The organism is Allobosea sp. BK604 (assembly GCF_004341515.1).
In the GTDB taxonomy this organism is placed as follows: Bacteria; Pseudomonadota; Alphaproteobacteria; order Rhizobiales; family Beijerinckiaceae; genus Allobosea.
This window is the reverse complement of sequence record NZ_SLZF01000010.1, coordinates 52,073-65,360: the sequence shown is the minus strand read 5'-3', so window position 1 is coordinate 65,360 and position 13,288 is coordinate 52,073. Positions and strand designations below refer to the sequence as shown.

Sequence of the window (13,288 nt, the reverse complement as noted above, 5' to 3'; positions counted from 1 at the left end):
GCTGTTCAAGATGCTGCAAGGTCTTGTCAGGTTTGGGGATTCGAAGGTTTGACCGCGTGAGCAATGATCGCCCTGCAATATCCGAGGACGCTCTTACCGACGGCACGGCAGTCCCGACGCGCGCGGCTGGAAAGCGCAGTTATGGCCGCGTGACCTTGAAGGATATCGCGCTTGACCTGGATATCTCGCTGGCGACCGTCGCACGCGCCTTCCAGAAGGATACGATCATCTCGGAGGAGACGCGGCAACTGGTGCTACGGCGGGCCGAACAGCTCGGCTATCGGGCCAATGTCTTCGCCAGAAGCCTGGCGACGCGGAAGACGCGCATCGTCGGCGTCATCATGTCGAGCGTCAATTCGCCGATCTATTCGGAGGTTCTCGCAAAGCTGTCGGAGCGCATCCACCGGATCGACATGTCGCTGATGCTGATCCCGGGCAGCTACGCCCAGGACTTCGACGCGAGCCTGCAGACGCTCATGGCCTACAGCCCCGATGCGATCCTGGTCTTCTCCGGCCTCCTCTCCGAGGCCGCGATCGAACAGGCCAAGCATGCCGGTGTTCCGCTGATCTACTTCAACAGGGTTTCACGCGACCCCGATGCCTATGGCGTTGGTTGCGACAACGAGGCCGGCGCCGCTCTGGTCGCCGACCTGCTCATCGACAGCGGGCATGAACGCCTCGCCTTCCTGTCGTCCGGCAATGACGCGACCACCAATATCGAGAGGATGACCGGCTTCGTCGAGCGGACCCGGATGCGAGGCTTGCCTGCCCCCAAGATCATCCCGGCGACAGGCTTCAGCTATGAGGATGGCCTCAATGCAGCCCTCGCGGCACGCGAGCAGTTGCCGGCGATCGACAGCCTGTTCTGCGCCAGTGACTTGCTGGCCCTTGGCTTCGCCGACGAGGCCCGGCGACGGTTCGGCCTGCGCATCCCGGAAGAGCTGTCCATCGTCGGCTGCCAGAACATCGCACTCGCCAGTTGGTCCTCGCACGACCTCACCACCCTGTGCCTGCCGATCGAGCGGATGGTCGACGAGACGCTGGCGATGCTGTCATCGCTCAGCCAGGGCCAGATCGTCGAGCCGCGCGTCGTGCGCGTTCCATCCACCGGAATCACGGAACGCGGCACGACGGCTCGGAAAAAATAGGCGTCGGATATGATCGCCTGCGGTGCGGAACGGGCCAACCCAGGCGAGTCGTATCCCTCGGTCAGGCCCCCTCGGGATCGCCACTGACCTTGGCGGGAAGGCCGAAATCCGAGATGAGCGAGACCACCAGCAGCCCGGCAGCCATGAGGAACAGCAGGCGGTGATCGCCACCGGTCGCATTGAACAGCGCCGAGTAGGCATAGGCTGCGACCGCCATGGCGGCTGCGGAGATGATGCTGGCGCGTCCCCAGGCAAGATTCTGGCGGCTCGCGCTCCGCGGAATCGCTTCATGCACGCGCGCAAGCACGAGCGGCACGATCCCCGGCGCGAAGGTGCCTATGATGATCGTCAGGCCTGCCAGCACGGTCAGGTTGTCGGTGGCGTAGAACCCTGCCAGCGCTACGGCAAAGATCAGCGAAACCAGCCTCATGGTCGGCTTGGGGCCGATCCGGTCAGCCAGGTAGCCATAGAGAGGCGGGCCGGCAATGGCCCCTAGCCCATAGATCGCCCAGAAGACCGAGCCTAGATGCGTGCCCGCCCGCAGACCGCGAGCCACGAAATCGACGAGGAAGACCATGGGCGCAACCGCGGCCGTGGCCATCAAGGCATATTGGACATAGACCAGCCTGACGTCCCGGCCGAACCGCGCGACCCGCTCGGGAGCCGCCTTGGGCTCATCGCGCCGGCTGAGCTTGCTCGAAGGCCAGGCGAACCAGCTCACGGCAGTCAGCACGGTGGAGATGATGCCCAGCCCGATCCAGGTCTGAGCCAGACCCAGCCCGAGCAGCAGGGGGATGATGGTCCCTGACCCGGCAATCCCAAGGCCGAGGCCGAGGAAAATCGCCCCACCCGCAGCGCCCTTTCGGGCCGGCGGAACATGCGGGAGGATGGTGGCGGCCACCAGCACCATGACGACGCCGCCCGCGAAACCCGACAGGAAGCGCCAGCCGAAATACCATGCGAAGGAGAATGGGAAAGCGCAGGCGAAGAATGCGGCGCAGATCAGCACCATCATGATCCGCAGCACATGCTCGTTGGCGAGGCGCCCCGCGATCGGCCTGCCGAGAAGCGCGCCGCAGACATAGCCCGCCAGATTGGCTGCGGCGAGATAGGCGACGCTCGGGGCCGAGAACCACCCGGCCTCGATCAATTCCGGAATGAGCGGCGTGAAGGCGAAGCGGGCCAGCCCGATACTGTCGAGGCTCGCGCACAGGCCGGCAAAGATGTAGCGCCATACCAGCAGCCGATCGACCTTGGCCACGGACAGGGGAGCCTGGTGAGAAACCATGGAAATCTCCACGAGGAATTGGACGCGCAACCTCACGGGCCCAGGACGGGCCGGGCTGCGCATCGAATGGAATGTCTTGGGAAGCGATGTCGGAGATTCAGGCCATGCCGGCTGAAGCGGCCAGGACGACGACCTTGCTGCCGGTCGGCACGCGCCGGTGGAGATCGATAATGTCCTGATTCAGAAAGCGAACGCAGCCGGAGGACACCATCGTGCCGATCGTCCAGGGCTCCACGGTGCCGTGCAGCCGGTAGAGGGAATCCTGACCGTTCCGGTAGAGGTACAGGGCGCGTGGCCCGAGCGGATTGCCGGCGCCGCCAGCCAATCCTCCCGCATATTGCGCGTAGCGCGCGGGCTCGCGGCGGATCATGTCCGGCGTCGGCGTCCAGCGCGGCCATTGCGCCTTTCGGCCGACGATCGCGGCTCCCTGGAAGTTGAACGCCTCTTCCTTGCCGACACCGACGCCGTAGCGAATGGCCCGCCCGCCGGGCAAGACGAGATAGGCATGGCGGGCGCCGGGATCGACGACGACCGTGCCAGGCTGCTCCGGCGTCGCATAGGCGATCTCCCGCCGCCAGAACTGCGGATCGACCTCCTCCAGTTCGACCGCCGGGACGGGAAACGGCTCGTCATCGAGCGCCGCATACATCCGGACATAGGCCGGATCGATTCCGGGAGGGGCAGTACTCGCCAGTTCGGGCTGCGGGAGCGAAACACAACCCGGGAGCACACCTGAACCGATCGCCAGCATGGCGCCGCGTCTTGTCATCATGGTCTTCGATCTCTCCGAAACGTCTCCGGGGAGATGAGGCCAGATCGAAAACTTGTCGATTGGTTATGTAATTATAGCTTCCATATCCAATAGCTATTCAAACGGCGACGGCGCGATCGGAACCCGCCTCGCGACGTGACAAGGGGCGCTCGAGCGGATCGACCCCCTCCACCGCCTTGATGCGCGGCACGACGAAATCCGCGAAGGCCCGGACGGCGGGCCGCATGAACCGCACCGATGGGTAGGCCATGAAGATCTCGTGCGACTTGACCTCGTATTCCGGCAGGATGCGGATCAGCGCGCCCTGCTCGAGTTCCTCATGCACCAGAAGATGCTGGACAGGCCCGGCGACATGCCCGGTCATGAGCGAATTGACGATCACATAGGCGTTGTTGGTGCGCAGGGTCGCCCGAACCCGCAATTCGGCGCCTTCATGCCCGCGCTGGAGCTGGATCGTATCGCGCGGCGACAGCACCTGGGCCGTCGTCACCATATCGACCTCGGACAGCCGTTCGAGCGTATCGATCGGACCATGCTTGCCGAGGAAGCATGGCGCGGCGACGAGAATACGCCTGATCTGCCCGAGGCTTCTGATGACGAGGTCCTGGCCTTCCGGCCGCCCGTATTTGATGCCCAGGTCGAAATTTTCGAACACGAGATCGACGACGCGATCCTCGAGCACCAGATCGACCGACACGGTCGGATGCTGCGCCTGAAACTCCATGACCATCGCATGCAGGTGCTTCGCGCCGATGCAGGACGGCGCGTGGACGCGGATCAGCCCCTCGATCGCCCCCATGTCGCGCCGGACGCCTTCGAGCGCCGCATCGATCGACGCCAAGGCCGGATGACTGGCCTCATAGATCGTGCGCCCGTGCGGCGTCAGCCTGACGTGACGCGAGGACCGCTCCAGCAGACGCGCGCCGATATGAGCTTCCAGATTGCGGAGATGCTTGGTCACGGCGGGCTGGGACACACCCAGGTCCTTGGCCGCGGCCGTCACCGAGCCGCGCTCGACCGTGCGAACGAAAGCCCTCAGGGCAAGGGAAAGGTCCATTTCAACAACTTCGGTTATCGTCGGCGGACAACAATAACCGGTTCTTGATCGCTGATCCACCCGGGGCAGCGGCGCTGGACCTGAGCTGCCGCTGGCCAGGCAAAGCCGATCGCCCAGCACAGGTACGATTCCGATAGATTGACTTTCAGTCGATAAAAAACATCACTTCGCTGCTGACGGGTTCATGTTCCCGGCGATTTCCAGATGCCGCCTCATAAGCAGGGCGGCGAACTCGACATCCCCGGCCTCGAGCTTCGCCAGAATCTCCATATGCTCGGCGTAGTTGGCGCGCACGCGGTCGAACCCGTGCTTCCAATTGTAAATCGAGAAGCGCCGCAGCCGGTTCTGGCGCCGCATCGCCTCCAGCAGGAAGCGATTGCCCGAGGCCTCGGCGATGCCCTCATGGAACGCGGCATTCATTTCGAAGAAGGCGACGCTGGAGGTCTCGCTCCATGGCAATGAAAGGCTGTCATCGTGCAGCCGCCGCATCTCCTCGGCAAAGCCGGGACGCAGTGCAAATCCGGGTTCGAGGATGGCGGCCGGCTCGATGACCAGCCTGAAGCGATAGCTGTCACGGCGCAGCTCGGCGCTCCAGCTCGTCAGGAAACGCCAGCCATAGCCCGGCTTGCGCTCCACCATCTGCATATCCGCGAGCAGATCGAGCGCCCGGCGAACGACCGCGCGCACGACGCCGTAGCGCTGCATCAGCTCGGTTTCAGAGACGTCATCGCCGAGATTGCCATAGTCCCGATCAGCGGCGATGCGCACGAGAAGATCGTCGTCGCCCGCGCGCTCGCCGGAAGCCGCGGCCTCGCCGGGAAGCGCAGCGAGGAGCTCGACGCCGCGCTGCGGCCGCCGGATGACGAGCCCGCGCGCCGCCAGCAGATCGAGCGCCGCACGAACCGGGGACCGCGAGACGCTCAGGCGCTCGGCCAGGATCTTCTCGTTGAGGCGGTCGCCGGGAACAGCGCCGTCCGCGCGGGCGAGATCCATGATGCGCCCGGCGAGCTCCTCCTGGAGACGCGTAGGCTGGCGGCCATTGTCGTTGTCCGTCGTGGTCATTGTATCACAAAAAACATTCTGCTAGCGTTCCCTTATGGCTGCGACAGGCCTCGGCAGCCTTTTTGCGCGGAGAGCTTAGCAACGATGACGATTCCTTCGAACTGCCCATTGATCGAGATCTCAGGTCCAGCGCGCGAGCGCGGCCGCCAATATGGCGAGCAGGCAAGAGATCGCATCAAGCGTGGCGTTGATCACTATGCGACGCAAATCCATGCCAGCAATGTCGACTGGCAGCAGATCCGCGAGATTACCGCACGTTTCGAGCCGAGCATCACGGCCTATGACGCTGATTATGTCGAGGAGATGCGCGGCATCGCGGAAGGGGCCGGCGTCGAATACGCCGCGATCCTGCTGCTCAACGCCAGGACCGAGATGCTGAAGCTCGCCAAGCGGCGCCAGCGCGGCGAAGAGATCCCTGACGATCCCGATGGCTGCACCGGCCTCGTCGCGCTCCCCGCGGCGACCAAGGCGGGACGGCTCATTCACGCCCAGAACTGGGACTGGAAGATCGAATGCGCGGAGACGGCCGTCGTGCTGCGCATCCGCCGCGAGAACGAGCCGGACATCCTCACCTTCACTGAAGCGGGTGTCCTGGCGCGCTTCGGTTTCAACTCCGCCGGCATCGCCATCACCGGTAACTATCTCGAATGCGAGCGGGACTATCGCCGCCTCGGCGTGCCACTGGCTCTGATCCGCCGCAAGGTGCTCGAACAGCGCCGCCTGGCACTCGCCATGCACTCCGTCTACACGACGCCGAAATCGGCCTCCAACAACATCATCGTCAGCCACGCCAACGGCATCGCCATCGATTTCGAGTGCGTGCCGGACGAGACCTTTCAGGTGCAGCCCGAGAACGGGCTCATCGTCCACGCCAACCATTTCCAGAGCCCGGTCGCGCTCTCGAAGCTGCGCGATACCGGCGTCGCCAACATGCCGGACTCGCTCTATCGCGACATCAGGGTCCGCGAGCTGCTGGAGCCGCATGTCGGCAGCATCACGCCGGAGACGGTGAAGGCCGCGCTTTTCGACGATTTCGAGACGCCCTGGTCGGTCTGCCGGCCGCCGCGCGAGAACCTCTCCAACAATCAGTCCGCGACGGTCGCGATGATCGTGATGGAGCCCGCGACCGGCACGATGGAGGTCGCGCTGCTGCCGGCCCTGAACCGGCAATTCGCGAGCTATTCGCTGGGAATGAAGATCGAGGTGCCGAGCACGACGGTCGCTCGCTCGACGGAGGCCGCACGCTCGGCGGCTTGAGCCCGCCCTCCCCGCGGGCCGACGCGATGGCCCGCGGAACGGGGTCTGCACAGACCCCAGAGCCAACTCAAAAACGAGGGGATAAAATGAGACCATTCATGCTTCTGGTGCTGGCGACCAGCTTGGTGGCCGGCATGGCGAATGCCCAGGAGGAGCGGCCGCTCCGCATTCGCCTCAACGCCGATATCCGCTCGCTCGATCCGGGCGTCAATCGCGATGCCAATACCGACGCGCTCCAGAGCCATCTGTTCGAAGGGCTCGTCGCCTTCAAGGAGGATGCGACCGTCGGCCCGCTCCTGGCGAAGTCGATCGACGTGTCCGAGGACGGCAAGACCTATAGCTTCGTGTTGCGCGACGATCTCCGCTTCAGCAATGGCGAGCCGGTCAGCAGTGACGACGTCCTGTTCTCATGGAAGCGCTACACCGATCCGGCCACCGGCTGGCGCTGCCTGTCCGAGGTCGACGGGCGCGGCGCCGTGAAGGTCACCGGCGTCGTCGCCAAGGACGCCAGGACCGTCGAATTCACGCTGGCGAAGCCCTCGGCGCTCTTCCTCGGAACGCTGGCGCGGCCCGATTGCGGCGGCACCGGCGTCTTCCACAGGAGCTCGCTGGGGCCCGACGGCAAATGGCTCGCTCCGGTCACGACGGCGCCGTTCAAGCTCGGCGAATGGCGCCGCGGCCAGTTCATCGACCTCATCCGCAACGACAAATATTCCGCCCTGCCCGGCACGCCGGACGGCCTCGCCGGCAATAAGTCGACCAGCCTCCAGAAACTGCGCTTCACGATCATCCCGGACGAGTCGACGGCGAAGGCAGCCCTGCTCTCGGGCGATATCGACATCAATTTCGACATCCAGAATGCCGACCTCGCCGGGTACAAGGCCAACAAGGCCATCATCCTGGATTCGGCATCGGTGATGAACATCAACGACATCCTGATCCAGACCAAGGATCCGCTGCTGTCGGATGTGCGGGTCCGCCAGGCGTTGCAGCTCTCGCTCGACCTGCCTGTCCTGGTCGACCAGGTCAGCGAAGGAACGGCCAGGCCCAACAGCTCGCCGATCTCACCGGCAAGCGGCTATCACCAGAAGATCCAGTCGGAGCGGCCGAAGCGCGACCTCTCCACGGCCAGGAAGTTGCTGGCAGACGCGGGCTATAGGGGCCAGCCGATCAAGATGATCACCAACAAGCGCTACCAGAACATGTTCGACCAGGCGGTGATCGTGCAGGCCATGGCCAAGGAAGCCGGCATCAACATCGACCTGGACGTGCTGGAATGGGGCACGCAGCAGGACCGCTACCTCTCCGGCAGCTATCAACTGATGTCGCACGGCTTTTCCGCAAGGCTCGACCCGTCCCTGTCCTTCGAGATGTTCTCCGGCGACAAGGCCGAGCAACCCCGCAAGGTCTGGGATAATGGCGAGGCGCAAAAGCTCCTCGCGCAGAGCATGGAAATCGCTGAGCCGGCGAAACGCCAGGCGATCTTCGACAAGCTCGAGGCGATGTTCCGGGCGGAGGTGCCGATGATCGTGCTCTATTCGGAGGTGCGCACCAGCGCCGTGCGCGCCAATATCTCCGGCTACAAGAGCTGGGCGATGGGCCAGCCGCGAGCCTGGGGCGTCTCGATCAATCGCTAGCCCGCACGCGCCAGGCTAGCGGCGTTCGCCTGGATCCAGCCTGGCGCAGAGCATCGCTCAGCGAACCCAAGAGCCGGCTAGCCAATTCTCCATCCGGATCAGTGCTTCCGAGAGCGCTGCAACGGCTGTCCGGCCTCTTTCGCCCGATCGCGATGGGCCTGCGCCTTCGCCCTGTTGCCACACACCGCCATGCTGCACCAGCGGCGCGCATGACCGCGCGTGCGATCGATGAACAGCATCGTGCACGCCGCGCCCTCGCAAGCCTTCACATGGCTGAAATCATCGGTGCAGACCAGGTCGCTCATCGAGCGGGCGATCGGAAGCAAGAGCGTCTCGGGCGAGCGCCAACGGCGCTGCGCCTGCCGCTTCAGGCCCGATGCGCCCGCATCGGCTTCGGTCCCGTCGCGAGCGACGATCTGAACAAATTCCTCGTCCCTGGCGAGGATCTTGTTCAATGGGGTCAGCTCATCCAGCGCCTCGGAGGCCAGCGGCTTGCCCTTGTGCTTATGCACGAAACCGCGGAACCATTCCCTCAAGGCGCGCGCCTGCGCTGCCACGGCATCGAGTTCGCCCGGCACGCTCGCTTTCTGAAATCCGTCGAGCACGGGTTCGGGCGCCAGGCCGGCGGCTTTGAGCCAGGACAGCAGATCTTCACCCGAGTTGATCCACTCGACCGGCGTTTCGACCGGTGTCGCGATCGAATTGAGGAAATCGAGGCCGGTCGCATCGGCAAGGAAGAAGGCGGGCGGGCGCTTTTCGGTCATCACGTCGCGATCCTATCGCATCCTGCGATCAAGCTCAGAATCCGCAGATAACCACTAAAACAACGCCTGACAAGTTAAGGGCGGGCATAGCCGCCAAACGGCGGCGGCTCACGCCGAAATCGCTGCGGATGAGGGCCCCGCAGAACCAGTCCGCGTCAGCGAACCTGGTTCCCGTGTGGTGTGATCGGGACTTGTGTGCTGCTCGCCGGTGTCCTCAAGCTTACCTTGCTTTGCCTGCACGATACGAGCGCCCTGGTCGCCTTCTCGATTGATAGCTTCGGGCGCGGCCGGGCCGCGCACGAATGGGGCGGCATATTCCTATCGGATTCCCAAGCAGGATGAGTATGAATAACCTCCATGAGAGCGATTGACAGGTTACGCCAAGAACGATAGCCCTCTTCTGGCATTCAGAGAGGTTACGGCAACCTCGCAGAGGAGCGCTCCATGGCAACCGTGAAATTCCGCAAGATCGATGTCGACGGATTCAAGATCGCCTATCGCGAAGCCGGCCCCAAAGGCGCGCCGGTGCTGCTCTTGCTTCACGGCTTTCCGAGTTCCGGGCACATGTTCCGCGATTTGATCCCGCTGCTCGCTGACCGTTTCCATGTGGTCGCGCCCGATCTTCCCGGCTTCGGTCAATCGGATATGCCGCCGCGAAGCGAGTTCACCTATTCCTTCGACAACATCGCCGGCGTCATCGAACGCTTCACCGAGCTCGCAGGTCTCGATCGCTTTGCGATCTACGTCTTCGACTACGGTGCCCCGACTGGCTTCCGCCTGGCGATGCGTCATCCCGAACGCATCACCGCGATCATCTCGCAGAACGGCAACGCCTATGAGGACGGGCTCAGCGACGGCTGGAACCCGATCCGGGCCTATTGGCAGGAGCCGTCGGACCAGAACCGCCAGGCGCTGCGGGCCATGCTCGCGCCGGAGATGACGATCTGGCAATACGCGCACGGCGTGCCGGATGCGGCCAAGGCGCGCCTCTCGCCGGATGGCTACACGCTCGACAATTTCTATCTGGCGCGTCCTGGCGCCGACGAAATCCAGCTCGACCTCTTTGGCGACTACAAGAGCAACATCGCGCTCTACCCCAAATTCCAGAGCTATTTCCGCGCGTACAAGCCGCCATTCCTCGCGGTCTGGGGAAAGAATGATCCGTTCTTCCTGCCGCCAGGCGCCGAGGCATTCGGGCGCGATATCCCCGATGCCGCGATCCGCTTCTTCGACACCGGCCATTTCGCTTTGGAGACCCATGCCGAGGAGATCGCGGCGGAGATCCGCGACTTCCTGAACTCGGCACTGACGGGCAGCCGCACGGCTCGCTGACCGCCCAACCTATCAGCACCGGGAGGAGGCCCGCGTCCCGCGGCAGCCTGTGCACGTCCCAACCTGGAGAAAGACAATGCGCGCGATCGTCATCGACACGTTCGGTGGGCTGGATGCCCTCGTCTACAAGGACATTCCCGAGCCGGAGCCCCTGCCTGGCCATGTCGTGATCGCGATCAAGGCGTTCGGCATCAATCATGCCGAGATGCATATGCGCCGCGGCGAATGGGCTGAGGCGGCGGAGGTCAGCGGGATCGAATGCGTCGGCCTGGTGAAATCCTGCCCCGGCGGCGAGTTTGCGGTCGGCGCCAAGGTCGCGGCGCTGATGGGCGGGCTCGGGCGCACGATCAATGGCAGCTATGCCGAATTCACCCGGGTTCCCGTCTCCAATGTCGCGCTCATCGAATCCAGCCTGCCCTGGGCCGAGTTGGCGGCGATCCCGGAAACCTATGCGACGGCATGGACCTGCCTCTTCCGCAACCTGGAACTCAGGAAAGGCCAGGGCCTCCTGATCCGGGGTGCGACCTCATCATTCGGTCAGGCAGCGGTCAATCTGGCCGTGAATGCGGGAGCGCGCGTGATCGCCACGACGCGCAACCGCGAGCGCTTTGCGATGCTTCAGGAGCTGGGGGCTGAGCGCTGCCAGCTCGAAGGGCCCGATCTGTCGCAGCGCCTGGCCGAGACGAAGCAGCTCGATGCGGTACTCGACCTGGTCGGAAACAGCACGATCGTCGACTCTCTTGCGATGCTTCGGCGCGGTGGCAGGGCCTGCCTTGCGGGGTGGCTCGGCGGCCTCGACCCGATCAGGGATTTCAATCCTCTGCTGCAGATGGCGAGCGGCGTTTACCTGACCTTCTTCGGCAGCTTCGTCTTCGGCACGCCCGGCTTTCCGCTGTCGGATGTCCCGCTGCAGGACATCGCCGAACAGGTCGCCGCCGGCCGCCTGAAGGCGAAGCCGTCGCGCATCTTCCGGTTCGAGGAGATCCGCGAGGCGCATCGCGTGATGGAAGCCAACGAAGCCACCGGAAAAATGGTCGTGGTGCACGCCTGAGGCGTGGCCGCGAATGAGACGATGGAAGCCAGCCTCAGGGGAATGCCCCATGACGACATCAGTAGCGATCGTAACCGGCGCCAGCTCCGGCATCGGAAAGGCGACTGCGCTCAGGCTCGCCCGCGATTTTTCCGCGGTCGTCCTGGCCTCGCGGTCTGGCGAGACACTCGACCGGGTTGCGGAAGAGGTGAAGGCTGCGGGCGCCGAAGCGCTGGTCCTCGAACTCGATCTGAGCGCGGCCGGTGCAGCCGACAGCTTGGTGAGCCGGAGCCTGGAGCGCTTTGGCCGGATCGATGCGATCGTGAACATCGCCGGTGCGGTTCCAGGCGTCGATCTCTTCCAACTCAGCGATGAGCACTGGGACGCGGCAATGGCGCTCAAATTCCATGGCGCACGCCGGCTGACGCTGCGGGCGTGGGAGGCTCTCATGGCGTCGAAAGGCTCGGTGATCTTCATCTCGGGCACGGGCGCGGATATTCCGAATGCCGCCACGGCCGCGATCGGCACGATCAATGCGGCGATCGAAGCCCTGGCCAAGGCGTTCGCGGATCGCGGGCTTCGGGACGGGGTCCAGGTCAACAGCGTATCGCCGGGTCCGGTCATGACCGGTCGGCGGCAGGCCATGATCGCGACTTGGGCGACGGCCAACAAGCTGGGCATCGAGGAGGCGAAGGCAAGGCTTCTCGCTCAGGCGGGGATCAGCCGCTATGGCGAACCCGAGGAGATCGCCGATCTCATCGCCTTCACCGTATCGCCGGCAGCGCGCTGGATGACCGGCACCGTGCTGCGCATGGATGGCGGCGAGGTGAAGTCGCGCTAACATCACCGCTTTCGTCATCCGCACGCCTTGATCACGGCGCAGCGTCACCTGCGATATCTCCCGGAGATCTGTCATGCCGGACATGTTGACGACCATCGCCGAGATCGACGGCCGCATCGCGGCGCTCAGGGAAAATCTCAGCGAGTTGATCGAGCAGGCCGCGGCTTATTCCGGCGCCGCGGATGAAGAGCTGATGTCGCAACGGATCGCCGATCAGGAGGCGGAGATCGCGCGCCTGATGAAGCAGCGCGACGCGCTCGCCCGCTCGACCTCTTAAGGCGCTCGACACGGATGTCACGGCTGCTGGACCGCCGATCTAAAGGGTCGGAAGGGCGGTCCGCGCAGAGAGGTGACGCTGTTCGGCTTGGCGCGTCCAGGCTTACTTGAAGCCGATCAGCACGCCGTCTGCCCCGAGAGAAAGCTGCAAGCCCTGGCGGCGCGTCGCCAGCCGCATCGTCACGCCCTTGTCGTTGCGCAGCCAGAGCTGCCCGCGTCCCTGGGCTCCCACGGCCCAGCCTTCCCGAAGCTGGACATAGGCGCCGGCGAAATCATTCAGCCGCGTCAGGCCATAGACCGTGCCGGTCGCCGTGAGCTTGGACGCCCCGATACCGCCAATTCCCAGGCCGCCCGCGGTAATGCCATAGGAACGGCCGCGAAACTTCAATGTCCCGCCGCCAGCCTGTCCGGAGCCGATGAAGGCCACCTGAACCTGTTGGATCCGCACCGACCCGGTTGGAGGACCGAGGTTCTGCTGCGCGGCGACCGGAGCAGCGAGCATCAGCGAAGCAGCGAGGGAAACCATCGTCGCATTGAAAGCCTTCATTGCTATCTCCCGATTGCTGAAAGGTTTCGAAAAAGCCGCGCTGCTGTAAGGAGTTAAGGTCGATGCAAAGTGCTGATCGCGATCTGACTCCGCGGCGCCGGACATCGATTTCGACCGGCAATCGGATGATGGCGCAGGCCCGAGTAGCCGGCAAGCTTGTTCACGCGGGTCTGCCAGAACTCACATGACAGACAAGTATTCCGAGCGCCCCAATGGCGACGCCGATGCCCTGTACCAACAGCGAAACGCCGCCCGGGTGGGCGGCGTTGCTTGCCGT

Annotated in this window: 13 protein-coding genes; 7 read left to right on the top strand and 6 right to left on the bottom strand. The window is 64.4% G+C overall.

Annotated features, from left to right (window positions below; translation table 11 throughout):
* The first annotated feature begins 149 nt into the window (after positions 1-149).
* Positions 150-1,148 (top strand): LacI family DNA-binding transcriptional regulator, encoded by a 999-nt coding sequence (locus EV560_RS26975; protein WP_165923658.1) that lies wholly within the window; start codon positions 150-152, stop codon positions 1,146-1,148.
* 61 nt (positions 1,149-1,209) lie between these two features.
* Here the strand turns inward: EV560_RS26975 and EV560_RS26970 are convergent, their stop codons facing one another.
* The 4 genes from EV560_RS26970 to EV560_RS26955 all read right to left on the bottom strand — a co-directional run bounded on the left by EV560_RS26970 (position 1,210) and on the right by EV560_RS26955 (position 5,327).
* Positions 1,210-2,436, bottom strand: coding sequence for a YbfB/YjiJ family MFS transporter (locus tag EV560_RS26970; protein ID WP_131858938.1), 1,227 nt, complete (start codon positions 2,434-2,436; stop codon positions 1,210-1,212).
* 97 nt (positions 2,437-2,533) lie between these two features.
* Complete coding sequence (locus tag EV560_RS26965) at positions 2,534-3,208, bottom strand: L,D-transpeptidase (protein ID WP_131858937.1); 675 nt, start codon at positions 3,206-3,208, stop codon at positions 2,534-2,536.
* A gap of 97 nt (positions 3,209-3,305) precedes the next feature.
* The gene (locus EV560_RS26960; protein WP_131859171.1) at positions 3,306-4,265 is read right to left on the bottom strand and encodes a LysR family transcriptional regulator; all 960 of its coding nucleotides are present in this window, start codon (positions 4,263-4,265) and stop codon (positions 3,306-3,308) included.
* A gap of 162 nt (positions 4,266-4,427) precedes the next feature.
* A complete protein-coding gene (locus tag EV560_RS26955) occupies positions 4,428-5,327 on the bottom strand; it encodes a GntR family transcriptional regulator (RefSeq protein ID WP_248312227.1) in 900 nt (299 codons plus the stop codon).
* Between the two features lie 84 nt (positions 5,328-5,411).
* Between EV560_RS26955 and EV560_RS26950 the strand changes: the two genes are divergently transcribed.
* The gene (locus tag EV560_RS26950) at positions 5,412-6,584 is read left to right on the top strand and encodes a C45 family autoproteolytic acyltransferase/hydolase (RefSeq protein WP_131858936.1); all 1,173 of its coding nucleotides are present in this window, start codon (positions 5,412-5,414) and stop codon (positions 6,582-6,584) included.
* Between the two features lie 98 nt (positions 6,585-6,682).
* The gene (locus tag EV560_RS26945) at positions 6,683-8,221 is read left to right on the top strand and encodes an ABC transporter substrate-binding protein (RefSeq protein ID WP_248312226.1); all 1,539 of its coding nucleotides are present in this window, start codon (positions 6,683-6,685) and stop codon (positions 8,219-8,221) included.
* Positions 8,222-8,319: 98 nt separating this feature from the next.
* Here EV560_RS26945 and EV560_RS26940 read toward each other — a convergent pair whose 3' ends face one another.
* Positions 8,320-8,985, bottom strand: coding sequence for a CGNR zinc finger domain-containing protein (locus tag EV560_RS26940; RefSeq protein ID WP_131858935.1), 666 nt, complete (start codon positions 8,983-8,985; stop codon positions 8,320-8,322).
* A gap of 444 nt (positions 8,986-9,429) precedes the next feature.
* Here EV560_RS26940 and EV560_RS26935 point away from each other — a divergent pair, with 444 nt between their 5' ends.
* The 4 genes from EV560_RS26935 to EV560_RS26920 all read left to right on the top strand — a co-directional run bounded on the left by EV560_RS26935 (position 9,430) and on the right by EV560_RS26920 (position 12,465).
* Positions 9,430-10,317: an alpha/beta fold hydrolase gene (locus EV560_RS26935; RefSeq protein ID WP_131858934.1), complete on the top strand. Its 888-nt coding sequence runs from the start codon at positions 9,430-9,432 to the stop codon at positions 10,315-10,317.
* 76 nt (positions 10,318-10,393) lie between these two features.
* Entirely contained in the window at positions 10,394-11,368 is a 975-nt protein-coding gene (locus EV560_RS26930; RefSeq protein ID WP_131858933.1) for a zinc-binding alcohol dehydrogenase family protein, read from the top strand.
* Positions 11,369-11,417: 49 nt separating this feature from the next.
* Positions 11,418-12,188, top strand: a complete 771-nt coding sequence (locus EV560_RS26925; RefSeq protein WP_131858932.1) for an SDR family oxidoreductase — start codon at positions 11,418-11,420, stop codon at positions 12,186-12,188.
* A 73-nt stretch (positions 12,189-12,261) separates the two neighbouring features.
* Complete coding sequence (locus EV560_RS26920) at positions 12,262-12,465, top strand: hypothetical protein (protein WP_131858931.1); 204 nt, start codon at positions 12,262-12,264, stop codon at positions 12,463-12,465.
* Positions 12,466-12,567: 102 nt separating this feature from the next.
* Here EV560_RS26920 and EV560_RS26915 read toward each other — a convergent pair whose 3' ends face one another.
* The gene (locus EV560_RS26915) at positions 12,568-13,116 is read right to left on the bottom strand and encodes a hypothetical protein (protein WP_131858930.1); all 549 of its coding nucleotides are present in this window, start codon (positions 13,114-13,116) and stop codon (positions 12,568-12,570) included.
* Between the last annotated feature and the right edge of the window lie 172 nt (positions 13,117-13,288).

Bases quoted from the DNA above. Each gene is read 5' to 3' on its own strand.
- EV560_RS26960 (WP_131859171.1), bottom strand. From the start codon at position 4,265: ATGGACCTTTCCCTTGCCCTGAGGGCTTTCGTTCGCACGGTCGAGCGC.
- EV560_RS26940 (WP_131858935.1), bottom strand. From the start codon at position 8,985: ATGACCGAAAAGCGCCCGCCCGCCTTCTTCCTTGCCGATGCGACCGGC.
- EV560_RS26915 (WP_131858930.1), bottom strand. From the start codon at position 13,116: ATGTCCGGCGCCGCGGAGTCAGATCGCGATCAGCACTTTGCATCGACC.
- EV560_RS26930 (WP_131858933.1), top strand. From the start codon at position 10,394: ATGCGCGCGATCGTCATCGACACGTTCGGTGGGCTGGATGCCCTCGTC.
- EV560_RS26970 (WP_131858938.1), bottom strand. From the start codon at position 2,436: ATGGTTTCTCACCAGGCTCCCCTGTCCGTGGCCAAGGTCGATCGGCTG.
- EV560_RS26920 (WP_131858931.1), top strand. From the start codon at position 12,262: ATGCCGGACATGTTGACGACCATCGCCGAGATCGACGGCCGCATCGCG.
- EV560_RS26925 (WP_131858932.1), top strand. From the start codon at position 11,418: ATGACGACATCAGTAGCGATCGTAACCGGCGCCAGCTCCGGCATCGGA.
- EV560_RS26945 (WP_248312226.1), top strand. From the start codon at position 6,683: ATGCTTCTGGTGCTGGCGACCAGCTTGGTGGCCGGCATGGCGAATGCC.
- EV560_RS26935 (WP_131858934.1), top strand. From the start codon at position 9,430: ATGGCAACCGTGAAATTCCGCAAGATCGATGTCGACGGATTCAAGATC.
- EV560_RS26950 (WP_131858936.1), top strand. From the start codon at position 5,412: ATGACGATTCCTTCGAACTGCCCATTGATCGAGATCTCAGGTCCAGCG.
- EV560_RS26955 (WP_248312227.1), bottom strand. From the start codon at position 5,327: ATGACCACGACGGACAACGACAATGGCCGCCAGCCTACGCGTCTCCAG.
- EV560_RS26965 (WP_131858937.1), bottom strand. From the start codon at position 3,208: ATGATGACAAGACGCGGCGCCATGCTGGCGATCGGTTCAGGTGTGCTC.